Below are 25,530 nucleotides of genomic sequence, written 5' to 3'. Positions count from 1 at the left end.
ATTTATTAAAATTCAAGGTCGAAAATACATTCGACCTTGAATTGTATTTTTACCGTTTTTCCTTTGCTCGCAGCTCAGGACATGTTTCGCTTTAAATCTTAAGCGATAAAATTCACTTACACCTTAATTTCCACTTCAACTCCGCTTGGCAATTCAAGTTTCATTAATGCGTCAATAGTTTTAGAAGATGAAGAGTAAATATCTAATAAACGCTTATAAGAGCTTAATTGAAATTGTTCTCTAGACTTCTTGTTTACGTGTGGTGAACGTAATACAGTGAAAATCTTTTTGTGTGTTGGTAATGGAATTGGCCCAGTTACAACAGCACCTGTACTTTTTACTGTTTTTACAATCTTATCAGCAGATTTATCAACTAAATTGTGATCGTAAGATTTTAATTTTATTCTGATTTTTTGACTCATTTTATTAAGATTTACGATTCAACGCCTTTAGCTACTGCTATAACTTCCTCTGAAATATTCTTAGGAGTTTCTGCATAGTGTGAAAATTCCATTGTTGATGTTGCACGACCTGATGACAATGTTCTTAATGTTGTTACATAACCGAACATTTCAGATAATGGCACAGTAGCCTTAACAGTTTTTGCACCAGCTCTATCACCCATATCACTTACTTGACCACGTCGACGGTTTAAGTCACCTACAATATCACCCATATTTTCTTCTGGAGTGATAACTTCAAGTTTCATAATAGGCTCCATTATAACAGCTTTAGCTGCTTTTGCAACGTTTTTAAAACCTAATTTAGCTGCTAACTCAAAAGATAATTGATCAGAATCAACATCATGGTAAGAACCATCTCTTAAGGTAATTTTCATAGCATCAACTTCGAAACCTGCCAATGGCCCATTTACCATTGCCATTTTGAATCCTTTCTCAATTGAAGGAATAAATTCCTTAGGAACATTACCACCTTTAATTACAGATTCAAACTGAAGTCCTACTTGTCCTTCATCTGCAGGCTCAATAGTAAATACGATATCTGCGAATTTACCACGACCACCAGATTGTTTCTTATAAACTTCTCTATGATCTGCAGAAGCCGTAATAGCTTCTTTATATTCTACTTGAGGTTGACCTTGGTTAACCTCAACTTTGAATTCACGTTTTAAACGATCAACAATAACATCTAAGTGAAGCTCACCCATTCCAGAAATAATTGTCTGTCCTGAAGCTTCGTCTGAACGTACAGTAAATGTAGGATCTTCTTCAGCTAACTTAGCTAATCCCATTCCTAATTTATCAACATCAGCTTTAGTCTTAGGCTCAACCGCAATACCAATTACTGGATCTGGGAAGTCCATAGATTCTAAAACGATAGGATGTTTTTCATCTGTAAGTGTATCTCCTGTTTTGATAGATTTAAACCCAACAGCAGCTCCAATATCTCCAGCTTCGATAAAATCAATAGCATTTTGCTTGTTAGCATGCATTTGATAGATACGAGAAATACGCTCTTTTTTACCAGAACGATTATTTAAAACATAAGAACCTGCATCTAAGCGACCAGAATATGCTCTAAAGAATGCTAAACGTCCTACAAACGGATCCGTTGCAATCTTAAATGCCAAAGCAGCGAATGGCTCCTTTACATCTGGCTTACGCAATTCTTCTTGATCTGTATCAGGATTCATTCCTTTAATACCTTCCTTATCTGTTGGAGAAGGCAAGTAACGACATACAGCATCTAATAAGAACTGTACCCCTTTATTTTTGAAAGCAGAACCACAAATCATAGGAATGATTGCCATATCCATAACAGCAGCTCTAAGCGCAGCATGCACTTCCTCTTCTGTAATAGAATCTTCATCTTCCATGAACTTCTCTAATAAGTTCTCATCGTAGCTAGCTACTTCTTCAATCAATAAAGCTCTGTATTTTCTTGCTTCAGCTTTTAAATCTTCAGGAATTTCAATAACATCAAAAGTTGCTCCTTGAGTTTCATCATGCCATACAATTGCACGATTTTTTACTAAATCAATAATTCCTTTAAAGTTATCTTCGTCACCAATATTTAATACGATTGGCACAGCATTAGACTTTAACATGTCTTTTACTTGTTGACAAACACCTAAAAAGTCAGATCCTTGACGATCCATTTTATTAACGAAACCAATTCTAGGAACTTTATAGTTATCAGCAAGTCTCCAGTTAGTTTCAGATTGTGGCTCAACACCATCAACTGCACTAAATAAGAAAACCAAACCATCTAGTACACGTAATGAACGGTTTACTTCAACCGTAAAATCTACGTGACCAGGAGTATCAATAATATTAAAGTGGTATCCTTTAGTATCTGGAGTTTTTTCGCCATTTTCAATCGGAAAATCCCATGTACAAGTTGTAGCAGCAGAAGTAATTGTAATACCCCTTTCTTGCTCTTGTTCCATCCAGTCCATTGTTGCAGCACCATCATGTACTTCACCAATTTTGTGAGAAACACCTGTATAATAAAGAATACGTTCTGTTGTAGTAGTTTTTCCTGCATCAATATGAGCAGCAATACCTATATTTCTTGTGAATTTTAAATCTCTTGCCATCTTAAATTAAAATCTAAAGTGTGAGAATGCCTTATTCGCTTCTGCCATTTTGTGAGTATCAACTCTCTTTTTAACAGCTGCTCCTTCTTCTTTAGCTGCAGCTAAAATTTCAGCAGCTAACTTTTGAGGCATAGATTTTTCATTTCTTTTTCTTGAGTAAGATATCAACCACTTCATAGCTGTTGATACTTTACGATCTGGACGAATTTGCATTGGAATTTGAAATGTCGCACCACCAACACGACGACTACGTACTTCTACGTGAGGCATTACGTTTGATAAAGCGTCTTTCCAAGTTTCTAAAGCTGTTTTTTCTTCGTCAGTTTTCTTTGATTCTACGATATCAATTGCATCATAGAATACTTTAAAAGCGACAGACTTCTTTCCATCCCACATCATCATGTTAACGAAACGAGTTACTAACTGGTCGTTAAAACGTGGATCTGGTAAAAGCGGTCTCTTTTTTGCTGCTCTTTTTCTCATGTCTTCTTCTTAAAGTTTTAAATTACTTCTTAGGGCGTTTTGCACCATACTTAGATCTACGTTGTGTTCTACCTGCAACACCTGCTGTGTCTAAGGCACCACGAACAATGTGATATCTAACTCCTGGCAAATCTTTTACCCTTCCACCTCTAACCAATACTATCGAGTGCTCTTGTAAATTATGTCCTTCACCACCGATGTATGCATTAACCTCGTTTCCGTTTGTTAAACGAACCCTTGCTACCTTACGCATTGCTGAGTTTGGTTTTTTAGGAGTCGTCGTGTAAACACGAGTACACACACCACGTCTTTGTGGACACGAATCTAAAGCAGCCGATTTACTCTTCTTGGTTATTTTGGCTCTTCCTTTTCGTACTAATTGTGAAATTGTTGGCATATATTTCTATATAATTATTATTTAACCCTCTACTTTGAGGGCTGCAAAGGTAGAAATAAATATCAATTTTTCAAATGCTAAGCCATTAATTTTTAAAAGTTTCCTAAATTATTTTATTACTTGCATATTTTTACTTGTTAATTTGCGTTAGTTTTGAAAAACAATCCAGTACATGCCTAATAAATTTCATACTTACATTGCTATTCTGTTTTTTCTTTTTTTTGTGAAAATTTATTCTCAAAATCTAGAACTTAAAGTTATTGGAAGTGATGAATTAGAAACCAAAGTTATTGATTCAATAGGATATGAAAATTTTTTTAAGGATTATATTACTCTAAAAATCGAAATCGATTCAATAGCCAAACGATTTTTATCTATTGGCCATATAAATAGTCAGTTATTAAAAATTAAACGGCAGAATGATTCTTTATATGAAGCAAAATTCAGTTTAAAGGCACGCTATAATTCTATTACCATAATTCATAATGGTTTAATTGATAAAGACATTTTAAAAGTAGCTGATATAAAATCAGAAGGAACGTCATTTACGCTTCCTATTTCTAAATTAGAAAACACTTTAAAGTTTATAAATACTGAAATTGCTAATCGTGGCAAACCCTTTTCAACTCTTCAACTAAAAGATATTAAGAAAGAGAGTGATAGTAGCCTTTCAGCAAACTTAGAATTATCACTGCCTATTGAGCGTTCAATAGATAAAATAATTATTAAGGGCTATGAAAAGTTTCCGAAGACATATATAAAACATTATATGAAGATTAAAATTGGGCAACGCTTTAACTTATCTCGTATTAAAGAAAAAACGTCTGAGCTTAATGATTTACGTTTTGCTAATCAGATTAAAGATCCTGAAGTGCTATTTACAAAAGATTCTACAATACTATATATGTATATAGAAAAAACCAAGAGTAATTCTTTTGATGGCTTTTTAGGTTTCGGAACCAATGAAGACACTAACAAAATAGAATTTGATGGATATCTAAACTTAAGTCTCACCAACAATCTTAATTATGGCGAGACATTAAAGCTACTTTATAAAAGCGATGAGAATGATCAACAAACCTTTGATGGCAACGTTACAATGCCATATATGTTTGGTTCTCCTTTAGGCGTTGAAGTCAACTTAAATATTTTCAGGAAAGATTCTACTTTTGTAACTGCAAGACAATCTGCAAAACTCAATTACCAAATAAATTCTAATCATCTTGTAAGTGTTGGTTTGAGTAGTGTCAATTCTTCAGACTTACTAGACACTCAAGTATCTTCAATTAATGATTTTAATTCAAGTTATTATTTTACGAATTATATTTACACCAAACGCCAAAATTATGACTTCCTATTTTCCGTAAATTTCTTGTTTGATATTACTGGTGGATTTGGAAATAGAACATTTGACGATGTCCATGAAAACCAAACGAAGTTTACACTAAATACATATAAAATATTTAACCTTAATGATCGGAATAGTATTTATATTAGAGGAAGTGGTCAAATTATAGATTCTGAAACGTTTCTTGAAAATGAACTTCCTAGATTTGGAGGTATTAATTCTATTCGTGGTTTTGAAGAAAATAGTTTGATTGCTAACATGTATGGCGTGATTAATACCGAATATCGTTATCGATTAAATCGCGACATTTATGTACATTCAGTTATTGATGCTGCTTACTTTGAAAACAAGATAAGCAACCAAAAAGGAAAGCTATTTGGATTTGGATTTGGGTTTGGGCTACTTAGTAAAGCTGGTTTATTTCGTTTTAACTATTCTAGCGGAAAATCAGAAAATCAACAATTTAAATTATCTGATTCTAAAGTGCACTTAAGTTTAACGGCCACTTTTTAGTAATATTCACTTAATCTTATTCACAAAACAAACCCTGAAAAAGCCTTTTTTCATACCTTTATCCCATTGAAAAAGAAAAATTAGTTTTGAATAAAAATGATTTCAGTGAAATTAAAGCTAGTATAGTTTAAGGTTTCTAACATTATTCATTGTATTCAACAATATTATAATTATGACATTAAAAAAAATTGCAACGCTCTTAGTCTTTATCGCATTTAGTTCAGGATTAGTATCTCAGAATACCGTTGGAGTAATTTCCTATAATCAAAACGACACGTATAACGGATTAACATTATTTACATCTCTAACTGAAACCTATCTCATAAATAGTTGTGGAGAAGTCGTGAACCAATGGACTAGTGCCTTTCCTCCAGGAAATGCAGTTTATCTTTTAGAAGATGGCTCATTATTAAGAGCAGGAAAAGTAACAAATACGACTATAATGTTTGGTGGCACAGGTGGAATAGTTGAAAAATTTGATTGGGAAGGCAACCTAACGTGGAGCTTTACAATGTCTGATGACACCACAATACAACATCATGATATTTTCCCGATGCCAAACGGAAATATATTAATACTAGCGGTTACAATAATGTCTAATGCTGAAGCAATTCAGGCAGGTCGTGATCCAAACCTACTTACAGATGGTGTGCTATTTAATGAACAGATTTTAGAGATCGAACCTTTGGGTATTAATCAAGCTAATGTAGTTTGGGAATGGAATATCAAAGACCATTTAATTCAAGATTTTGATGTTACTAAAGATAATTTTGGTGTTGTTGAAAACAATCCACAATTACTTGACATTAATTTTTTAGGTGGTTTAAGTGGAAGTGAAAATTGGCTACACATGAACTCCATACAATACAATAACAATCTTGATCAAATTGTAATGAGCGCGAGACATATGAGTGAAATTTATATTATTGATCATTCAACATCAACAGCTGAAGCTTCTGGTGATACTGGTGGAATTTACAATAAAGGTGGCGACTTTTTGTATCGATGGGGAAACCCACAATCCTATAGACAAGGCACTCAAAACGATCAAAAGCTTTTCGGACAACATTATCCACATTGGATTCCTGATGGTTTGCCAAATGCTGGTCAGTTGATTTTATATAACAATGGCTTCTCAAGAACACCTAGTTTTTCAGAAGTCTTTATTTTAACACCTCCAACTACAGCTCCTGGTGTATATGATTACACGTCAAACACAGCTTATGGACCAACAGCTACGGATTATACGTACACCAATCCTGTTGATCCTATTAATTTCTTTTCAAGAATACTATCTGGTGCTCAAGTACTTCCCAATGGAAACATCTTGATTTGTGATGGTGATTCTGGATACTTCTTTGAGATTGATTCTAATGAAAATATCGTTTGGGAATATATTAATCCTTCTGGAGCAACTGGAATATTATCACAAGGAGATGATCCTGAAGGTATTCCAAATTTAGTGTTTCGAGCACATAAATATGGTTATGATAACCCAGCTTTTACTGGACGTGATTTAACTCCTGGAAATCCAATAGAATTAAACTCAGGTATAAATGAACCTTGTGATGTTTTAAGCACTGAAGAATTTGCATTTGAAGATGTAACAGTGTATCCAAATCCTGCCACTGATGTTATCAAAGTAAATTCAACACATCAAATCAATAAAATTGAAATTTACAATAGTCTTGGAGCTATAATAAGTCAAGTAAGTAATTCTAATGAAATAAATGTTTCAAGTTATAATTCTGGAATTTACTTTGTACGAATTTCGTCAGACACGAGATCTATCACTAAAAAAATAATTAAACACTAATTTAACAATACATAATTATCAGACCACCTTTTATAAGGTGGTTTTTTTTATACCTTTGACCCATGGAAAAAGAGACTACAATTTTTGGTATTCGTGCAATTATGGAAGCCATTAAATCTGAAGAAAATATTGATAAAGTATTTTTACAAAAGGGATTACGAGGTGATTTATTTTCAGAATTAGAAGACTTACTAAGAAAAGAACGTCTCAATATATCTTATGTTCCAGTAGAAAAACTAAACAGACTTTCTAAACAAAATCATCAAGGCGCAATAGCTCAAATAGCTCCTATAAGTTTCTATACGATTGAAAACTTAGTCGAATCGGTTTTAGAATCTGGTAAAACACCTCTCTTTCTTCTCCTCGATCAATTAAGTGATGTCAGAAATTTTGGTGCAATTATAAGAACTGCAGAATGCACAGGAGTTTCAGGAATTATCATTCAGAAAAAAGGAGGAGCTCCTGTAAATGGTGATACTATAAAAACAAGTGCAGGCGCAATTTTTAAAATCCCGATTTGTAAAGTTGATCATATTAAAGATGCTGTATTTTACATGCAAGCTTCTGGAATAAAAGTAATTGCAGCAACCGAAAAAGCTGAAGACACCATTTATGATGTGTCATTTAAAGAACCATGTGCAATCGTAATGGGTTCCGAAGGTAAAGGCATTAATCCTTCCGTATTAAAAGTTTCAGATGATAAGGCAAAATTGCCAATCTTAGGGGAAATTGAATCTTTAAATGTTTCTGTAGCTTGTGGTGCGTTTCTTTATGAGGCTGTAAGGCAAAGACGTTAATCCTTTTTTTCTTTAAATGTATAGGTAATATTCAATGTGTTTTCTTCGGAAGGCATCTCATCTTCGATTTCAGGTTCTGAAATTTCAATAAAGTTTCCGTTTTCATCAAAGTGCTTTAGAAACGGATCATCATCTTCGTTATAATCTGGCTGCTGCCAAACATAACGTTCTGGCTTTGCGACCGATTTCCTAAAAACAATTGCAAAAAACAATCCAGATATTAATCCGCCCAAATGTCCTTCCCAAGACATACCTTCCTTAACAGGAAACACGTACCAAATCATGCTTCCGTATAAAAAAATAATAATTAGAGATAAAGCAACTAATCTGTAATGCTTAGCAAAAATGCCCTTAAAGAAAATAAAACTTACGAGCACATAGACTAAACCACTTGCTCCAATATGATTTGAAGGTCGACCAATTATCCATGTAATTAATCCTGAAAGTAAAATACCATAGAAAATGACTTTCCAAGAAATTTTTCGATAGAAATAAAATAAGGCTACCGAAAGGATAAACAGCGGAATACTATTGTGATATAAATGCTGAATATCTGCATGAATAAAAGGGCTAAATAAAATACCACTTAGTCCTTCAAGCTTTTGAGGATACACGCCAAACGTTTTAATTACTGGAAAAAAACGCACTTGTAACCAAAACACAACCCAAATAAAAAGCACAAAAAACACAGGATACGCAACGACTCCTGTAGAATATTTAAACTGTTGTTGGTTTTGACTCATCTTCAAATTTAGAATTTAATTAGCAAAATGCTCTCCATTTATTAAAACTATGAAATATTGTCACATTCATTTTTGTAATTTTACAATATGAACGAACCATTAGCAGAACGATTACGTCCGCAAACACTTGATGATTATTTAAGTCAGTCGCATTTAGTTGGCAAAACTGGCGTTTTAACTCAACAATTACAAAATGGAGCCATAGCTTCCATGATATTTTGGGGACCACCTGGAACTGGGAAGACGACACTAGCGAACATTATAGCCAATGAGTCTAACAGACCTTTTTATACGCTAAGTGCTATCAATTCTGGAGTTAAAAACATTAGAGACGTTATAGACAAAGCCAAGCAAAGAGGTGGATTGTTCACCACTAAAAATCCTATTTTGTTTATTGATGAGATTCATCGGTTTAGCAAATCTCAACAGGATTCACTTTTGCAAGCTGTTGAAAAAGGTTGGGTGACATTAATAGGTGCCACAACAGAAAACCCAAGTTTTGAAGTGATTCCAGCATTACTTTCAAGATGTCAAGTATATGTTTTAAATGCATTTGACAAATCCGATTTAGAAGCGCTTTTAAAGCGTGCCATAAAAGAAGACGATTCACTATCAAAGCGCAACATAAAACTAAAAGAAACAGAAGCACTTATTAGACTTTCTGGAGGTGATGCTCGTAAATTACTTAATGCTTTTGAACTTATTGTTACTTCATTTACAAGTGATGAAAAGATTGTAATTACAAATGAAATTGTTTCAGAGAAAGTACAAAACAACACGGTTAGATATGATAAAACTGGAGAACAGCATTACGATATCATTTCGGCATTTATAAAATCGATTAGAGGTAGTGATCCTAATGCAGCTGTATATTGGTTGGCGAGAATGATTGAAGGAGGTGAAGATGTAAAATTCATCGCCAGACGTTTACTTATTTTAGCTAGTGAAGATATTGGTAATGCAAATCCTACTGCCTTAGTGATAGCGAATAACACTTTTCAAGCAGTCTCTATAATTGGCTATCCTGAATCACGAATTATTTTAAGTCAGTGTGCTACCTATTTAGCTACGTCTCCAAAGAGCAATGCTGCATACGAAGCAATTGGTAAAGCACAACAATTAGTTAAAGACACTGGAGATTTGTCTGTACCTCTTTCCGTACGAAATGCACCTACAAAATTAATGAAAGAATTGGGCTATGGCGATAATTATAAATATGCACATAGTTATGACAACAATTTTGCAAATCACGAATTCTTACCAGAAGAGATTATAAACACAACCCTTTATAATCCTGGAAACAACACAAGAGAAAATGCGCAACGTGAATTTTTAAAGCAACGCTGGAAAGACAAATACGGTTACTAGAACTTAATATTTAAACGCTCTAAAGACGTTACATTACCATCATTTTTTGACAAGTACCAAAATCCGTCCTCTTTATAAACAATCGCGTTTTGGTCTTTTACAATGAACGTGTTTTCTTTTGGTGTTACTAAAAGTATCATGATTACTTTTGGTGTTTTATCAACGACTTGAAAACCGTTATCAATAGGCTGTGCGTAGAGTATGCTGACATTCGTTTTTAACGCTGTTGATTTTATAATCTTCTTATTGTTTATAGAAGTTTCAGCTACTGGTACAATTACGGTTTTGTTGACTTCCTTTTCTTCTTTTAGAGAAGCAACTTCTTGTTTTAAACGTTCTATTTCTTCTTGAGCAACTTTAGTGTCTTCTACATTTGGCTTTACTAAACTTGTAGTACTAGAAGTTACAATTGCTGCATTTGGATTTGGTTTGTATTTGTAATTATGAAACTGAAAACTTTGAAATGCATTTCGTACTGCTAAATTATATGCCGTTTTGAATTCTTTCTCTCTCGTTTTCCCAACTTTTGAAGACACAACCAACTGCCCATTACAATCCATAAGGTTAATTTTAAGTCGTGTACTTAAAAAACCCCCTTTAACTTTAATAACATCTGCTTTAAGAGCCAAGCATCCATTTTGACGTAAATCTTCTGGAAACGAATCATTCTCTAGAAACGCTGCATAGCCATATTTATTAAATAAAAATTTTGTTAATGAATTGATTTGATACTGATCTACTTCGCTCAACACTTCAAACTTTAAGGGAATTATGACATATTTATAATTATTAATAGCTTCAATATTGATCTGCTCATCTTGTGAAGAAGCATTAAAAGAAATCAGTAATGATAGTGAAAGAAATAAGATTATATTTTTCATGTAAATTGACTATTTTAAATGTTCAAAAAAGAGTGATTAAAGATACATTTTTATATCTAATAAAGACGTTACTTGCTTTATTTGAACATCTGCTTTATGATTATGATAATTGAACAAAATGGCATCAAAACCCATCTCAAGTGCTCCTAAAATATCGGCTTCAATATTGTCTCCAATCATTATACTTTCATGTGGCTTTGCTTTAGCACTATTTAAGGCATATTCAAAAATAATAGGATTTGGCTTTTTTACACCTGCAATTTCTGAATTTGTAACCGTTTCAAAATATTGAGAGATATTAGCATTATCCATCTTTTTTTGCTGAGCTTCATCAAATCCATTCGTAATAATATGCAATTGATAATGTTTAGTTAAGTGTTCTAATAACTCAAAAGTGCCTTCAAATAAGTGATTAAAGCTTGTTAAATATGTTATATAGTCTTCAGATAATTGATTTATGGTATCGTCTGAAACTTCAAACTCAATAGCATCAAAAGTATCTTTCAAACGTTTATAACGCAAATTAGACTTGTCTATTTTCTCTTCACGATAGAGTTTCCAATAGTTCAAATTAATAGGTTCATACCTTGATAAAAATTGATTCTTATCAATATTCAATTGATGCAACTCAAATATTTTATCGAAGGTAAGCGCTGAGTTTTTATCAAAATCCCAAAGTGTATGATCGAGATCGAAAAACACATGTTTAATATCCTTAATCTTCATTTGCTGAATCTAATATTATGGTGAATAATTCTCTATACCCTTTCCAAAGTACATCGTCACTAAAACTATAATTATGGAACACAGGTGTAAACGTCCCATTGACTTGTTTGACTTGTTTTATTATACGCTGTAGGGCTTCTTTTTTATCTAATTGAGACTGGTGTTTCAACAATGCTGCGTCTAAGCAATGAAAAGAATGAATTTGCAATGGAGTTTGGACTTCATAATCCAAATCATAAAACAAAAATGGCGTGCAAGTTCCTGCTCTAAATCCTAATTCTTTAATATAACCCATTGTATAATCCTGGTTAATTTCAAGTTCTACCAGATGACGATATGACTTGGGCAAGTTTAGTTTAGAAAATGAATGTCTTGACGCTTGAAGTTCATAATTAACAATTGCTTCCATTTTTTTCTTTTCCTTTTTCAAAATAGAAATATCATCTAAGGCAAAATATGAGGCTTTGATACCTACTTTACAATAATCTGCAACGGATTTAATTAGAGATACGAATTCCTTTTTATTGACATTGATATTTTTGTCATATGTAGAATAATCACCTATTAAAAATAAAACTACAAACTTAAAATCACAGGTTTTTTGTTTATTAATTATCCATTTAAATGTATCGTGTGGATCACGCTTAAACCCAGATAAAACTAAAGTTCTTAGATACAAACGCTTCAATCGTAGTCGAAACAAGTCATTAAAGATTCCACCAAAGGTTCGTATCAATCCTTTTTTTCGATAATAGTATGCTCTTGGCACATCAATAACGGGTTGCACAGTATATTTTTTCTGCGGAAAATTAAAGTTTTCAAATTTATATTCTAAAATCGTTTTAAACTTATACGCCCAAATATCTACAACTGGTTGATGTAAAAAATTGTTATTGAAGGCAATACTTTCAGAAGCTGTAAATCGACCAAAATCATCCTTTACATGAGGCAAGTATTCTTCATATCGACTCAGCAAATAAAAAGAAGCCGCAAAAATATCAAAAGGCAAAACACTCTTTTCTCCTGTAGAAAAAAAACATTTTGTTTCTTCCCATTTCTGAACATTTATATCAATATCTGAAAGGCCTTGTTCAAAAAGCAGCTCATGACATCTCACAAAAATTTCATTACTCAAAGGTTGTTTTGTATATGATATTTTTATACTCTCATGAGCAATAAAATCTTCAATTGTAGTTGTAAACGATACTGGAATCCCTAATATTCGTGTACACAAATGCTTAAATGTGTAACGTAACCTTGGTGTTATTTTATGTGTATAAACGAGGAGCATATTTGATATCAGATTCCAATTCCTAAAAATACCAAATTACGAATTGAAAATCATCATTTTACAATAGAGATTCATCAGCAAAACTAAAGTAACTATTTTCAGTAATGATGAGATGATCTAAAACCTTTATATCTAAACTTTGAGCAGCCAATTTTAGTTTTTGAGTCAAATTTTTATCGGCTTCACTGGGTTTTAAAGTACCAGACGGATGGTTATGAGCTAATATCAACCCAACAGCTCCAACTTCTAAAGCTATTTTAAGTGCCAAACGAACATCGACTAAAGTTCCAGTAATTCCGCCTTTACTTAATTGGTTTTTCTGAATGACTTTATTAGAATTATTTAAATAAACAATCCAAAACTCTTCATGAGGCAACTCACCAATTATGGGTTGTAGGAGTTCAAAAACAGAAACACTAGAGCTAATTTTATTTTTTTCTAGTGCTTCGTTACCTCGTCTGCGTCTACCAATTTCTAAGGCAGCAACAATAGCTATGGCTTTGGCTTCCCCAATTCCTTTAAAGGTCATGAGTTGTTTTAAAGACAACTTTCCTAATGCATTAAGATTATTATCAACACTTGCTAAAATTCGCTTACTTAATGACACAGCGCTTTCATCTCTATTCCCAGAACCAATTAGAATAGCGACTAATTCTGCATCGCTTAGGACTGCTTTGCCTTTATCGCGAAGCTTCTCTCTAGGTTGATCGTCTTGTGACCAATTTTTTATGGAAAAGGCTGTATGTTTTTTAGTCATTTTATAAAGATAAATTGTAACTTTCTGAGGTATAAATATATGAATTGTATAGAAAAAATACTATGTTGTTATGAAATCCTTATTCACGACTGAAGCTCATAATGAAATTATGAGCAGAATTGAAAAACTTAATACACAAGCACAACCAAAATGGGGAAAAATGAATGCTAACCAGATGTTAGCCCACTGTAGTTTTCCTTTACAAGTTGCTTTACAAGAGCTTAAATTAGCAAAACCCAATGTAGTTAAACGCTTATTATTCTCTATGTTTAAAGCGTCTTTATATGATGACAAGCCTTGGAAAAAAAGCCTTCCAACTACGAAACAGTTTATAGTGCATGATAGCAAAGATTTTACTACTGAAAAAAGTAACTTATTAGAGAAAATTACTCAATTTCATAATGAAAAATCAAAAATAGAATGGCCTCCACATCCAATGTTTGGTAAATTCACAAACGAACAATGGGGAAAAATGCAATACAAACATTTAGATCATCATTTAAAACAATTTGGTGTCTAATGAAGTATCCTCCTAAATATCATTTGGACAATGATCAAAATCATATGATAGAAGTTATAAAAACCTATCCTTTAGCGACTCTAATATCAATACAAGATAATATTCCATTGATTACACATTTGCCATTAATATTTGATAATGGAAAACTGATTGGTCATATAGATATTTATAATCCGCAAGCCAAACTATTGAAAAGCAACAACGATGTTACGCTTATTTTTTCTGGGCCAGAATGTTACATTTCTCCTAGTGTTTATGGCACCACACAATTACCTACATGGAATTACATTAAAGTACACTTAAAAGGAAAGGTAAACGCTATTGAAAGTAAAGCAGCTTTAAAACAATCTTTGATTGCCATGACAGAATTTTTAGAAGCTCCAGACCACAAATACGCTTTAGAACCAGATAACCCAAGATTAGATAAAAACCTGAATTATATCAACATGTTTGAAATTACAATTACCAATTGGGAAGGTAAATTTAAATTATCTCAGGACAAAAAACCAAGTGACACAAAGTTAGCTAGAGCTCAATTAGTGAAGGCAAATCAAGACAGTACTAAGGAGTTTCTGGATAAAGTATTTGCATAAATATATCTGATTAATTTATTATTTTTGGCATAAGTTTTGAATAAAGCTTGTTTTTAAAAATCAATACTTATGAAAAAAATAACCTTTTTAACTTTAGTACTTGTGAGTTTGTTTTCAACAGCTCAAGAATCTCGTTTAACTATTTTCTCTGAAGATGGAAATCCATTTTATGTGATCCTTAATGGCATTAGACAAAATGAAGAACCAGTCGTAAATATAGCTGTAGATTATTTAGTACATGAATATTATGATACTAAAATTATTTTTGCTGATGAATCTATTCCAGTGCTTGAAAAAAGGCACCTTATGGTTGTAGATGCAGATAATAAACATGGTGAGTTTGTTTATAAAATAAAAACGACTAAGCGTGGTAAAAAATTACGTTTTTACTCATTTACACCGTTTCAAAATATTCAAGCTCCTCCGAGCAATGTTTCTGTAATTCGTTATAATACTGTAGCACTTCCTCCTATTCAAACCATTACACAAATGACTACCACTACGTCTTCAGGTAACGGAGAACAAATTAATATTGGTGTTGGTGTAAATACTAGTGACACTAATGTAGGTATTGGCATTAATGTGAATACAGGTTCATCTTCAACGACAACACAAACCACGACGACAACAATTGGAGCACCAGATGAAATTGTGATTATTGAAGACACTGATTGTTATGAAATGTCTCGTTCAGATTTTAATCAGGCATTGGAATCCATTAGAAGTAAAACATTTTCAGATTCAAAATTAACACTAGCGAAACAAGTCACTAAAGGCAATTGCCTAACTTCTGGTCAGATTGCTCAAGTTACAAGTTTATTTGATTTTGAAGCTACCAAAATAGAGTATGCAAAGTTTGCGTATTCGTATTGTTTTAATCCAGAAAATTTTTGGAAGGTGAATAACTCATTTGAATTTGAATCTACAATTGAGGAGCTAAACGAGTATATTGAGTCTTTTGGGCACTAAATTAAGTTTTAAATAAAACTATTATTGAATACTATAAGAAAAACATACTTCGTGATAAAATGGTGTTTTGGTTAAAACTTATTGAATGTCATAAGACTCTAATCGTCTTATAACCACTGGTATTTCTTGAGTTACAAAAGAGGATGAGTCATAAATTAATCCGATACCATCTGAATAATAAAATTTATCTAAAGCAGGCGCTTGTTCTCCATCTGGAAAAATAACAAAACGCTCAGAATTTATACATTCGAAAGTTCCGGCTTCAACACTGAGTGTTGTTGTATTTTCTGTTAATTTTTCTACGATATTTCCCCAATCATTTTCGTCAAGAGTTCTAACAGAATAATCATTATTTGTGAATTTCACTTCACCAGTATCCCAAATAAGATTGCCTTCAAACTCTCTTAAATACTCAAAATATTCTCCATTGGCATTACAATAAGTGATTTGATCTTCATTACCTGTCGTGAGTCTTCTAAACTTAAAATAAGTGTTTCCATCGATATCTTCAGTACCTAAGATACTAACTGCATCAATAACTCCTGTATCTTCGTAAGTTTCTGTATTTATATTATACTGATAATTTTTATACACCCAAGAGTTCCCAACGGTTAAAGCATAAAAATTTCCGACTTGAGCTTCTGGTGCATTAGAATCGTCATTAGAACATGAAAAAAATAAAGACAGCATGCATACTGTGATAAGAATACGCCTCATAATAATTTATTGATTTTAAAAATTGATTAATAAACGTAATTGTGTAGTATAGATTATATGGGTTTGGTTGGTTTGAAATGATAACGAGATAAGATTAAAATTATTATAAACTTAAATAATAATCTTTACTGTGTTCAGAATGACAGAACATCTAAAATAGTTTCTTCACTTCATCAAAATCCAATCCACCATAATTACCAGAACTCATTAATAATAACGCTTTATTATCAAAATTTTGAGCGAACAAAAAGTCTTTAAAGTCTTCTGGATTGGTGTAGATAACTAAATCGTCACGCTCAAAAGCATTGGCAATTTGTTCATGAGTTACTTTATCCAATTTTTTAATTTCTACAGCATGTGGTGAATAAAAAACGACAGCAACATCTACAGCATTCAATGCGCCTTTATATTCTTTTAAAAATTCAGCATTTAAACTACTGTAGGTATGCAGCTCTAAACAAGCAACAAGTGTTCTGTTAGAATATTGTTCTTTAACAGCATTGGTTGTTGCTTCAACTTTACTTGGTGAATGTGCAAAATCTTTATAAGCGACACTTTTAGGAGATTCAGCAATTTTTTCTAAACGCTTACTTGCTCCTTTAAAGGTTGCAATGGCTTCATAAAAATCATCCTCATCAATTCCCATGTGCTGACAAATCCATTTGGCACCAGCAAGATTATTAAGGTTATGTGCTCCAAAAATCTCAATAGGTAATTCACCTTCAGGTGTTTCTAATAATGTTTGTCCGTTGTCAACACGATATTCTGGAGTTTGATACGCCAATTTTCTAATAGTGTTTTCAGAAGCTTCTACGACTCGTTTTACTTCTAAATCTTCTTCATTATAATTAATGCTTCCACCATTAACAATACTATCGACAAATATTGAAAATTGCTCTACATAATTTTCATAGGTAGGAAACACATTAATATGATCCCAAGCAATTCCACTTAACAAAGCAATATTAGGTTTATACAAATGAAATTTTGGTCGTCTATCGATTGGAGAACTCAAGTATTCATCACCTTCTAAAACGATAAAATCATTGTTATCAGTAAGTTTCACCATGACATCAAAACCTTCCAACTGAGCGCCAACCATATAATCGACATCGCGATCATGATAATGCATCACGTGTAAAATCATGGAGGTTATTGTTGTTTTTCCATGACTTCCACCAATAACAACACGTGTTTTATGCTTGGACTGCTCGTATAAAAACTCAGGATAACTATAAATTTTTAAACCTAATTCTTGTGCTTTTAATAATTCAGGATTGTCCTTTTTAGCATGCATTCCCAGTACGATTGCATCTAACGAATTTGTAATTTTTTCTGGAAACCAACCAAACGTATCAGGTAACAACCCTTTAACTTCTAAACGCGATTTTGAAGGATCAAAAATTGTGTCATCACTTCCAGTAACTTTATAACCTTTATTATGTAAGGCAATAGCAAGATTATGCATTGCTGCTCCACCAATAGCTATAAAATGTACGTTCATGAGATGATATTTTTAAAAATTAACTTATTCAATATATGACTTTGCAGCATTAACAGCCTTGTCTATTCCATCTGGATTTTTACCACCTGCAGTTGCGAAAAAAGGTTGTCCTCCTCCACCTCCTTGGATGTGTTTTCCTAATTCTCTTACAATTGTTCCTGCATTTAAATCTTTACTTGCTACAAGTTCTTTAGAAATGTAACAGGATAAAATCGCTTTACCGTTATTTTCAGATCCAAAGAGTAAGAATAAATTATCAAACTGACTACCGAGTTCAAAACATAAATCTTTAATACCAGAAGCGTCTAAATCAACTTTTCTTGCTAAAAACTGTACACCATTAATTTCAGTTATCTCACTTTTTAAATCACCTTTAATATTCTTAGCTTTATCTTTAAGGAGGTTTTCAATCTGTTTCTTTAAATCTGAATTTTCCTCTTGTAGATTTTGAAGTGCTTTAACAGGTTTCTTCGCATTATTTAATAAATCTTTCATTTCGAAATACGCTCTATTATTTTCAAAATAGAAATCTTTCACTGCATCATTAGTTATGGCTTCAATACGGCGAATACCAGCAGCAACTGCACCTTCTGAAACAATTTTAAAATGCCAAATATCACCTGTATTCTTCACGTGTGTTCCACCACAAAGTTCAATAGACTGACCAAAGCGAATGGTACGTACTGAATCACCATATTTTTCACCAAATAATGACATTGCGCCATCTGCAATAGCTTGCTCTTTTGGCACACTTCTATGTTCCACTAAAGGCAATTTACCTTCAATTCTTGAATTCACAAAGTTCTCAACATCACGCAACTCGTCAATACTAAGTTTAGAAAAATGTGAGAAATCGAAACGCAAATGCTTTGAATGCACTGCAGACCCTTTCTGCTCAACATGAGTTCCTAAGACTTCGCGTAATGCTTGGTGCAATAAATGTGTAGCAGTATGATTACACTCTGTTCTATAACGTTGTTTAGCATCAACAACCGCTTTTAAAACCTCATCCGTATGCTTCGGTAAATTTTTAGCAAAATGAATAATTAAATTATTTTCTTTTTTAGTGTTTAATATATAAACTACATCTCCATGTTGACCTTCCAAATAGCCTTTATCTCCTACCTGTCCACCACCTTCAGCATAAAATGGTGTTATATTGAACACTAGCTGATACATTTCACCATCTTTTTTAGAAACAACTTTACGATAGCGTGTAATTTTCACATGTGCTTCTAAAGTATCATAACCGATAAATTCTTCAACTTCGTCTTGATGTAATATTGTCCAATCATCAGATTTTAGTTGTGACGCCTGCTTACCTCTTTCTTGTTGTTCTTTAAGCCTTAACAGAAATTCTTCGTTGTTATATGTATATCCTTTTTCTCTTAGGATTAAATCTGTCAAATCTTCTGGAAACCCATAAGTATCTTTAAGTTCGAAAACTTTCTCTCCAGAAATTTCTTTTGAATCTGAATCAGAAATAATTCGATCTAATAGTAACAAACCTTGATCCAATGTTCTTAAAAAAGAGACTTCTTCTTCTTTGATTACATTTTCAATCAAATGCTTTTGCTCTTTTAACTCAGGGAATGCAGTTCCCATTTTTTTAACAAGAACATCTACCAATCTGTAAATGAAAGGTTCTTTTTTATCTAAAAAAGTAAATCCGTAACGAACTGCACGACGTAAAATTCTTCGAATCACATAACCTGCTCCAGTATTACTTGGCAATTGACCATCAGCAATAGAAAAAGCTACAGCTCTTACATGATCAGAAATCACACGAATGGCAATATCTACTTTATCATCGTTTCCGTAGTTTTTATTAGTAATCGCTTCAATCTCTCTAATTATTGGTGTAAACACATCAGTATCATAGTTAGATTGCACACCTTGTAACACCATACATAAACGTTCGAAGCCCATTCCTGTATCAATATGCTTATCAGGTAAATTTTCTAGACTTCCGTTAGCTTTACGATTGTATTGCATAAATACGAGATTCCAGATTTCAACAACCTGTGGATGATCCATATTTACTAATGACTTTCCGTCAACTTTTGCTTTTTCTTCTTCAGAACGAATATCAACATGAATCTCACTACAAGGTCCACAAGGTCCTTGCTCTCCCATTTCCCAAAAATTATCTTTCTTATTTCCCATAAGAATACGATCTTCAGGAATTAAAGCTTTCCAGAAATCATAAGCCTCTTGATCCATAGGCAATTGATCTGCATCTTCACTACCTTCAAAAACAGTCACATAAAGGATGTTCTTATCAATGCCATACACTTCAGTCAATAATTCCCAAGCCCAAGCAACAGCTTCTTTTTTGAAATAATCTCCAAAGCTCCAATTTCCAAGCATTTCAAACAATGTGTGATGATAGGTATCGTATCCTACTTCCTCTAAATCGTTGTGCTTACCAGAAACACGTAAGCATTTTTGAGAATCTGAAATTCTATTGTTTTTGGGTTCAGCATTTCCTAAAAAGTACTCTTTAAAAGGAGCCATCCCTGAATTAACAAACATCAAGGTTGGATCGTTTTTTAAAACCATTGGTGCAGAAGGCACGATACTATGCTTCTTTTCTTGAAAGAAGTTTAAAAATGTGTTTCGAATGTCTTGAGACTTCATAATAAGAAATTAAATCCTTGTAAATTAACAAATTGAAACACCCAAATTAATGAAAACCACTAAAACTAAAGTTCAAATGACTTCAAAGTGTGAAACAATTTATATATTTGTGTTACGTTCTATTATTCCTGCAAAAATAGAACTTTTTAAGATATGGCTAAAGTAAAATATTATTACGATTCTGAAACGCTTTCTTACCGAAAAATAGAGCGCAAAAAAAGAACTACAATAAAGTTTGCTTTGTTGTTTGTTCTTGCATCAGCTTTATTTGGATTTCTTTTCGTTTTTATTGCTAGCCAATATATTGAATCACCTAAAGAACGTGCTCTAAAAAGAGAACTCGCTAATTTAGAATTACAATACAAACTTATTAATAAGCGTGTTGACAATGCTTTTACTGTTTTAGAAAGTGTTGAAGAACGCGATAATGCGATTTACAGATTGTATTTTGAAGCCAATCCAATACCTTCAGAACAACGAAGAGCAGGTTTTGGTGGTATTAACAGGTACAAAAAATATGAAGGTTACGACAATTCAAAACTAATTATTGAAAGTAACAAACGTTTAGATTTACTTCAAAAGGCGATTGTTGTTCAATCAAAATCTTTAGATGAGATTGCTGTTTTAGCCGAAGACAAAGAGAAATTTTTATCAGCAATTCCAGCTATTCAACCTGTGAAAAATGAAGATTTAAAACATATGGCTTCTGGTTATGGTTACAGAACAGATCCTTTTACAAAGGTTAGAAAATTTCACTTTGGAATGGACTTTACTGCACCAAGAGGTACACCTGTATATGCTTCTGGTGATGGCAAAATAACTCGTGCAGATAATAATGCATCTGGTTATGGAAAACATATTAGAATAGATCATGGTTATGGCTACATGTCGCTTTATGCACATTTATATAAATACAATGTACGTTCAAATCAAAAAGTAAAACGTGGTGATTTAATTGGTTTTGTAGGAAGTACAGGACGATCAGAAGCACCTCATCTTCATTATGAAGTATTCAAAGACGGAGAACGTATCAATCCAATAAACTTTTACTACGGAAACCTTTCTGCGGACGAATATGCAAGACTGTTAGAGAAAGCATCTTTAGAAAATCAATCCTTAGACTAATGCATATAGATTTACCTGAAAAACGATATTACAATATTGGCGAAGTCGCTAAAGCTTTTGGTGTAAACACCTCCTTAATTCGATTTTGGGAAAAAGAATTTGATGCTATTAAACCTAAGAAAAACGCCAAAGGAAATCGAAAGTTTACTCCTGAAGATATTAAAAATCTTCAGTTTATTTATCACTTAGTCAAAGAACGTGGTTTCACATTGGAAGGTGCAAAAACACATCTCAAAGAGGAAAAGCAAAAATCATTAAACAACTTTGAAATTATCAATAAGTTAGAAGGCATAAAAGCGCAGCTTATTAAAATCAAAACACAACTTTAAAACTATATCATTATGAAAAAATGGCTTATTCCTGTTATTATAATTGCAGTAATTGTACTCGGATCCTATTCTTGGGTTAAAGGATTTAATAACACAGCAGTTCAACTTAACGAAGGTGTAAGTGAAGCTTGGGGAAATGTTCAAACCTCTTACCAACGACGTAATGACCTTATTGGCAATCTAGTAAACACGGTAAAAGGGGCTGCAGATTTTGAACGTAACACATTAAAGGATGTGATTGAAGCTCGAGCAAAAGCAACTTCAATAAATATTGACCCTTCAAACGTAACTCCAGAACAATTGGCACAATATAACCAAGTTCAAGGAGGTTTAAGTGGTGCTTTAAAAAGTTTATTAGTGACTGTTGAGCGTTATCCTGATTTAAAATCAAATCAAAATTTCTTAAAACTTCAAGACGAGTTAACTAGTACTGAAAACACAATTCAAACTGCAAGAACACGTTATAATGAAGCTATCAAGCCTTATAACATTCATGTAAAAGAGTTTCCAAACTCTTTATTAGCTGGAGTTTTAAACTTTGATGACAAGCCTTATTTTGATGCTGAAGTTGGAGCTGAAAAACCAGTTGATGTAGAATTTGATTTTGACAATTAAGATGTCTAAAATTGAAGCCTTTCTTACTGCTCAAGAAGAGCAAGACATTATTAAAGCAATTCGAACTGCTGAACAAAACACTTCTGGAGAGATTAGAGTTCATCTTGAAAAAACTTCAAATAAGGATGCTTTTGATCGTGCAATGGAAGTCTTTCATTATCTTAAAATGGACAATACCAAACAACAAAATGGCGTATTAATTTATGTTGCTGTTGAAGACAAAACATTTGTAATTTATGGTGATAAAGGTATCAACGATGTTGTACCTTCAGATTTCTGGGACTGTACAAAAGATGTTATGCAATCTCATTTTAAAAATGGTGATTTTAAGCAAGGGCTTATTGATGGAGTTCTGAAAGCTGGCAAACAGTTAGAAACTCATTTCCCTTGGATTCATGGTGATGTAAATGAATTAACCGATGATATTTCAAAAGGATAAATAACATGTTAATATCAATTCATAAAAACATCAGAAATTCAAATGTTTACAAAAGGAGACTAAAACATTTACTAACAGTATTACTTTTAGTATGCTCTTTCTCTTTATTTGCGCAGTACAATATTCCGGAAAAACCAAATTTCATTCCACCTGTAATTGATAGTACAAACACTTTATCCCAAAGCGAATACAAACAACTATATGATAAACTAAAAAATTATAACGACTCGACTTCAACAGAGGTTATAGTTGTCATAATTCCTACAACCAAGGGAGAAAATATTGGTTTATTAACTCCAAAATGGGGTCAGAAATGGGGAATTGGACAAGCCAAAGAAGACAATGGTGTTTTCATTTTATTGGCTAGTAATGATCGTAAGATATGGATTTCTCCAGGTTATGGTGTTGAAGACAGACTTACAGCAGGAATTACAGGAGAACTTATAAGAAATGTAATTATTCCTGAGTTCAAAAAAGAAGATTATTACCAAGGACTCAATAAAGGTACAGATGCAATCTTTGAAGTATTATCAGGTAAATATCAAAGTAATACAGAAGCTAACTCTAATGAATTTCCATTTATAATCTTCATTTTCTTATTTATAATTTTTATTATTTTCCTAATTGCCATTTCTAAAAATAGACGTGATGGAAACAATGGAAAGGGTGGCAATCACACTAATGGAACTAGCATACTTGATGCCATTATCCTAAGCAACATGGGACGTGGCAGCTATGGAAGAAGCTCTAGCGGAAGCTTTGGTGGCGGATTTAGTGGAGGGAGTTCTAGTGGTGGTTTTGGAGGCTTCGGAGGTGGAGGAGGATTCTCTGGAGGAGGAGCTGGTGGAAGCTGGTAGTTGTTAGTTGTTAGTTGTTAGTTGTTAGTTGTTAGTTGTTAGTTGTTAGTTGTTAGTAAACAAAAAAAAGCACTATTCCAAAAATGAAAAAGTGCCCTGATTATCAAATCATTAAATCCATCTTTATTTCTTACGCATATAAATACTAATAGGAACACCTTTGAAATCAAAATGATCTCTTAATTGATTTTCTAAATAACGCTTATATGCATCTCTTACATACTGAGGTAAATTACAGAAAAATGCGAATTGTGGCTGAGGTGTTGGCAATTGCATGATATACTTAATCTTTACAAATTTACCTTTATACGCTGGAGGTGGATAATTTTCTATTATTGGTAGTAATACTTCATTAAGCTTACTTGTCTTAATTTTTTTAGTTCGGTTATTATAAACTTCTACAGCAGTTTCTATGGCTTTAAAAATACGTTGTTTATTTAGTACAGAAATAAAAACAATAGGTACATCAGTAAATGGTTCTATTTCTTTTCTAATTTTTCGTTCAAAATCACGCATAGTCATCGTGTCTTTAACTACTAAATCCCATTTATTAACGAGTATTACTATTCCTTTTCGGTTACGTTGTGCCAACCAAAAGATATTTTGTACTTGACCATCAAAACCTCTAGTAGCATCTAAAACGACAAGACACACATCACAATGCTCAATCGCTCTAACGCTTCGCATTACAGAATAAAACTCTAAATCTTCTCTAACTTTTGATTTTCTTCTAATACCAGCTGTATCCACTAAGTTAAATTCAAATCCGAAGCGATTATATTTAGTATCTATAGAATCTCGTGTGGTTCCTGCAATATCAGTTACGATATATCTATCTTCTCCAATTAATGCATTTATAAAAGAAGATTTTCCTGCATTTGGGCGACCAACAACAGCAAAACGCGGCAATTCGTCTTTCTCTTCCTCTTCTTCTTGCTCTGGCAAAGCTTCAACTAAAGCATCAAGAAGATCACCTGTTCCACTTCCATTAATACTTGCAATGGTATAATACTCTCCTAATCCTAATGAGTAAAATTCAACAGCATCTTCTGAACGTTTTCCATTATCAACCTTATTAACAGCTAAAAATACGGGCTTGTCAACTTTACGAAGCAATCTCGCTACATCTTCATCCATTCCTGTGACACCAGTTTCGACATCTACCATAAAGATGATAGCATCGGCTTCATCTATGGCTAATTCAACCTGTTTATCAATTTCGGCTTCAAAAGCATCATCACTTCCTTTAACATATCCACCTGTATCAATTAATGAAAATTCTTTTCCATTCCAATCACTCTTCCCATAATGCCTATCTCTAGTCACTCCACTAACAGCATCAACAATGGCTTCACGACGTTGAATTAATCGATTAAAAAATGTTGACTTTCCAACATTTGGTCTTCCTACAATAGCAACTATATTACTCATAACTTATATTTTATCTGCATTACATATCCTGTAAGCGGCTGCAAATGTACTAAATAAGTACTGATGTAGCATCAATTTTACGTTAAACATGAAATGAATTCTTTTTATGAA

At 32.9% G+C, this 25,530-nt stretch carries 25 protein-coding genes; 12 read left to right on the top strand and 13 right to left on the bottom strand.

Features of this window, described 5'->3' with window-relative positions:
- Positions 1 to 116 precede the first annotated feature (116 nt).
- From rpsJ to rpsL, 4 genes are read right to left on the bottom strand one after another with little or no spacing between them, the layout of a single operon-like run.
- Positions 117 to 422, bottom strand: a complete 306-nt coding sequence (gene rpsJ, locus MUN68_RS02365; RefSeq protein WP_007650482.1) for a 30S ribosomal protein S10 — start codon at positions 420 to 422, stop codon at positions 117 to 119.
- Positions 423 to 433: 11 nt separating this feature from the next.
- Complete coding sequence (gene fusA, locus MUN68_RS02360; protein WP_249994897.1) at positions 434 to 2,560, bottom strand: elongation factor G; 2,127 nt, start codon at positions 2,558 to 2,560, stop codon at positions 434 to 436.
- A 6-nt stretch (positions 2,561 to 2,566) separates the two neighbouring features.
- Positions 2,567 to 3,043 carry a 30S ribosomal protein S7 gene (gene rpsG, locus MUN68_RS02355; protein ID WP_249994898.1) on the bottom strand — a complete coding sequence of 159 codons (477 nt, stop codon included), beginning with the start codon at positions 3,041 to 3,043 and terminating at the stop codon, positions 2,567 to 2,569.
- Positions 3,044 to 3,065: 22 nt separating this feature from the next.
- The gene (gene rpsL, locus MUN68_RS02350) at positions 3,066 to 3,440 is read right to left on the bottom strand and encodes a 30S ribosomal protein S12 (RefSeq protein ID WP_008269190.1); all 375 of its coding nucleotides are present in this window, start codon (positions 3,438 to 3,440) and stop codon (positions 3,066 to 3,068) included.
- Positions 3,441 to 3,612: 172 nt separating this feature from the next.
- On the opposite strand from rpsL, the gene MUN68_RS02345 reads away from it, so the two are divergent.
- The 3 genes from MUN68_RS02345 to rlmB all read left to right on the top strand — a co-directional run bounded on the left by MUN68_RS02345 (position 3,613) and on the right by rlmB (position 7,914).
- A complete protein-coding gene (locus tag MUN68_RS02345; protein ID WP_249994899.1) occupies positions 3,613 to 5,301 on the top strand; it encodes an outer membrane protein assembly factor in 1,689 nt (562 codons plus the stop codon).
- Positions 5,302 to 5,473: 172 nt separating this feature from the next.
- Positions 5,474 to 7,117 carry an aryl-sulfate sulfotransferase gene (locus MUN68_RS02340; RefSeq protein WP_249994901.1) on the top strand — a complete coding sequence of 548 codons (1,644 nt, stop codon included), beginning with the start codon at positions 5,474 to 5,476 and terminating at the stop codon, positions 7,115 to 7,117.
- 62 nt (positions 7,118 to 7,179) lie between these two features.
- Complete coding sequence (rlmB, locus tag MUN68_RS02335) at positions 7,180 to 7,914, top strand: 23S rRNA (guanosine(2251)-2'-O)-methyltransferase RlmB (protein ID WP_249994902.1); 735 nt, start codon at positions 7,180 to 7,182, stop codon at positions 7,912 to 7,914.
- Here the strand turns inward: rlmB and MUN68_RS02330 are convergent.
- Positions 7,911 to 8,657: a rhomboid family intramembrane serine protease gene (locus tag MUN68_RS02330; RefSeq protein ID WP_249994903.1), complete on the bottom strand. Its 747-nt coding sequence runs from the start codon at positions 8,655 to 8,657 to the stop codon at positions 7,911 to 7,913. The genes rlmB and MUN68_RS02330 overlap by 4 nt on opposite strands.
- Before the next feature lie 87 nt (positions 8,658 to 8,744).
- Between MUN68_RS02330 and MUN68_RS02325 the strand changes: the two genes are divergently transcribed.
- Complete coding sequence (locus MUN68_RS02325; RefSeq protein WP_249994904.1) at positions 8,745 to 10,025, top strand: replication-associated recombination protein A; 1,281 nt, start codon at positions 8,745 to 8,747, stop codon at positions 10,023 to 10,025.
- Here the strand turns inward: MUN68_RS02325 and MUN68_RS02320 are convergent.
- From MUN68_RS02320 to radC, 4 genes are read right to left on the bottom strand one after another with little or no spacing between them, the layout of a single operon-like run.
- Positions 10,022 to 10,906, bottom strand: a complete 885-nt coding sequence (locus MUN68_RS02320) for a hypothetical protein (RefSeq protein ID WP_249994906.1) — start codon at positions 10,904 to 10,906, stop codon at positions 10,022 to 10,024. The two genes, MUN68_RS02325 and MUN68_RS02320, sit on opposite strands and share 4 nt — an antisense overlap.
- A 36-nt stretch (positions 10,907 to 10,942) precedes the next feature.
- Positions 10,943 to 11,632 carry a YjjG family noncanonical pyrimidine nucleotidase gene (locus MUN68_RS02315; RefSeq protein WP_249994907.1) on the bottom strand — a complete coding sequence of 230 codons (690 nt, stop codon included), beginning with the start codon at positions 11,630 to 11,632 and terminating at the stop codon, positions 10,943 to 10,945.
- Positions 11,622 to 12,923: a polysaccharide deacetylase family protein gene (locus MUN68_RS02310; protein ID WP_249994908.1), complete on the bottom strand. Its 1,302-nt coding sequence runs from the start codon at positions 12,921 to 12,923 to the stop codon at positions 11,622 to 11,624. Before MUN68_RS02310 ends, MUN68_RS02315 begins: the two co-directional genes overlap by 11 nt.
- A gap of 58 nt (positions 12,924 to 12,981) precedes the next feature.
- A complete protein-coding gene (gene radC / locus MUN68_RS02305; protein ID WP_249994909.1) occupies positions 12,982 to 13,680 on the bottom strand; it encodes a RadC family protein in 699 nt (232 codons plus the stop codon).
- A gap of 70 nt (positions 13,681 to 13,750) precedes the next feature.
- On the opposite strand from radC, the gene MUN68_RS02300 reads away from it, so the two are divergent.
- The 3 genes from MUN68_RS02300 (at position 13,751) to MUN68_RS02290 (ending at position 15,762) form a co-directional block, all read left to right on the top strand.
- Positions 13,751 to 14,200, top strand: a complete 450-nt coding sequence (locus MUN68_RS02300; protein ID WP_249994910.1) for a DUF1569 domain-containing protein — start codon at positions 13,751 to 13,753, stop codon at positions 14,198 to 14,200.
- The gene (locus tag MUN68_RS02295; protein WP_249994912.1) at positions 14,200 to 14,793 is read left to right on the top strand and encodes an FMN-binding negative transcriptional regulator; all 594 of its coding nucleotides are present in this window, start codon (positions 14,200 to 14,202) and stop codon (positions 14,791 to 14,793) included. The genes MUN68_RS02300 and MUN68_RS02295 overlap by 1 nt, the downstream gene beginning before the upstream one ends.
- A 69-nt stretch (positions 14,794 to 14,862) precedes the next feature.
- Positions 14,863 to 15,762, top strand: a complete 900-nt coding sequence (locus tag MUN68_RS02290; RefSeq protein WP_249994913.1) for a DUF4476 domain-containing protein — start codon at positions 14,863 to 14,865, stop codon at positions 15,760 to 15,762.
- Positions 15,763 to 15,840: 78 nt separating this feature from the next.
- Here MUN68_RS02290 and MUN68_RS02285 read toward each other — a convergent pair whose 3' ends face one another.
- The 3 genes from MUN68_RS02285 to alaS form a co-directional block, all read right to left on the bottom strand.
- Complete coding sequence (locus MUN68_RS02285; protein ID WP_249994914.1) at positions 15,841 to 16,479, bottom strand: hypothetical protein; 639 nt, start codon at positions 16,477 to 16,479, stop codon at positions 15,841 to 15,843.
- 151 nt (positions 16,480 to 16,630) lie between these two features.
- The gene (locus MUN68_RS02280) at positions 16,631 to 17,983 is read right to left on the bottom strand and encodes a UDP-N-acetylmuramate--L-alanine ligase (RefSeq protein WP_249994915.1); all 1,353 of its coding nucleotides are present in this window, start codon (positions 17,981 to 17,983) and stop codon (positions 16,631 to 16,633) included.
- A 24-nt stretch (positions 17,984 to 18,007) separates the two neighbouring features.
- Positions 18,008 to 20,623 carry an alanine--tRNA ligase gene (gene alaS / locus MUN68_RS02275; RefSeq protein ID WP_249994917.1) on the bottom strand — a complete coding sequence of 872 codons (2,616 nt, stop codon included), beginning with the start codon at positions 20,621 to 20,623 and terminating at the stop codon, positions 18,008 to 18,010.
- 153 nt (positions 20,624 to 20,776) lie between these two features.
- On the opposite strand from alaS, the gene MUN68_RS02270 reads away from it, so the two are divergent.
- From MUN68_RS02270 to MUN68_RS02250, 5 genes are read left to right on the top strand one after another with little or no spacing between them, the layout of a single operon-like run.
- Positions 20,777 to 21,748 carry a M23 family metallopeptidase gene (locus MUN68_RS02270; RefSeq protein WP_249994918.1) on the top strand — a complete coding sequence of 324 codons (972 nt, stop codon included), beginning with the start codon at positions 20,777 to 20,779 and terminating at the stop codon, positions 21,746 to 21,748.
- Positions 21,748 to 22,077: a MerR family transcriptional regulator gene (locus tag MUN68_RS02265; protein WP_249994919.1), complete on the top strand. Its 330-nt coding sequence runs from the start codon at positions 21,748 to 21,750 to the stop codon at positions 22,075 to 22,077. Before MUN68_RS02270 ends, MUN68_RS02265 begins: the two co-directional genes overlap by 1 nt.
- Before the next feature lie 12 nt (positions 22,078 to 22,089).
- Positions 22,090 to 22,692, top strand: coding sequence for a LemA family protein (locus MUN68_RS02260; RefSeq protein ID WP_249994920.1), 603 nt, complete (start codon positions 22,090 to 22,092; stop codon positions 22,690 to 22,692).
- Position 22,693: 1 nt separating this feature from the next.
- Positions 22,694 to 23,131 carry a TPM domain-containing protein gene (locus MUN68_RS02255; protein WP_249994921.1) on the top strand — a complete coding sequence of 146 codons (438 nt, stop codon included), beginning with the start codon at positions 22,694 to 22,696 and terminating at the stop codon, positions 23,129 to 23,131.
- Between the two features lie 5 nt (positions 23,132 to 23,136).
- The gene (locus MUN68_RS02250) at positions 23,137 to 23,988 is read left to right on the top strand and encodes a TPM domain-containing protein (RefSeq protein ID WP_249994922.1); all 852 of its coding nucleotides are present in this window, start codon (positions 23,137 to 23,139) and stop codon (positions 23,986 to 23,988) included.
- 123 nt (positions 23,989 to 24,111) lie between these two features.
- Here the strand turns inward: MUN68_RS02250 and der are convergent, their stop codons facing one another.
- A complete protein-coding gene (der, locus tag MUN68_RS02245) occupies positions 24,112 to 25,419 on the bottom strand; it encodes a ribosome biogenesis GTPase Der (RefSeq protein WP_249994924.1) in 1,308 nt (435 codons plus the stop codon).
- Between the last annotated feature and the right edge of the window lie 111 nt (positions 25,420 to 25,530).

The organism is Psychroserpens ponticola (genome assembly GCF_023556315.2).
Lineage (GTDB): Bacteria > Bacteroidota > Bacteroidia > Flavobacteriales > Flavobacteriaceae > Psychroserpens > Psychroserpens ponticola.
This window is presented reverse-complemented; position numbering and strand designations above follow the sequence as displayed.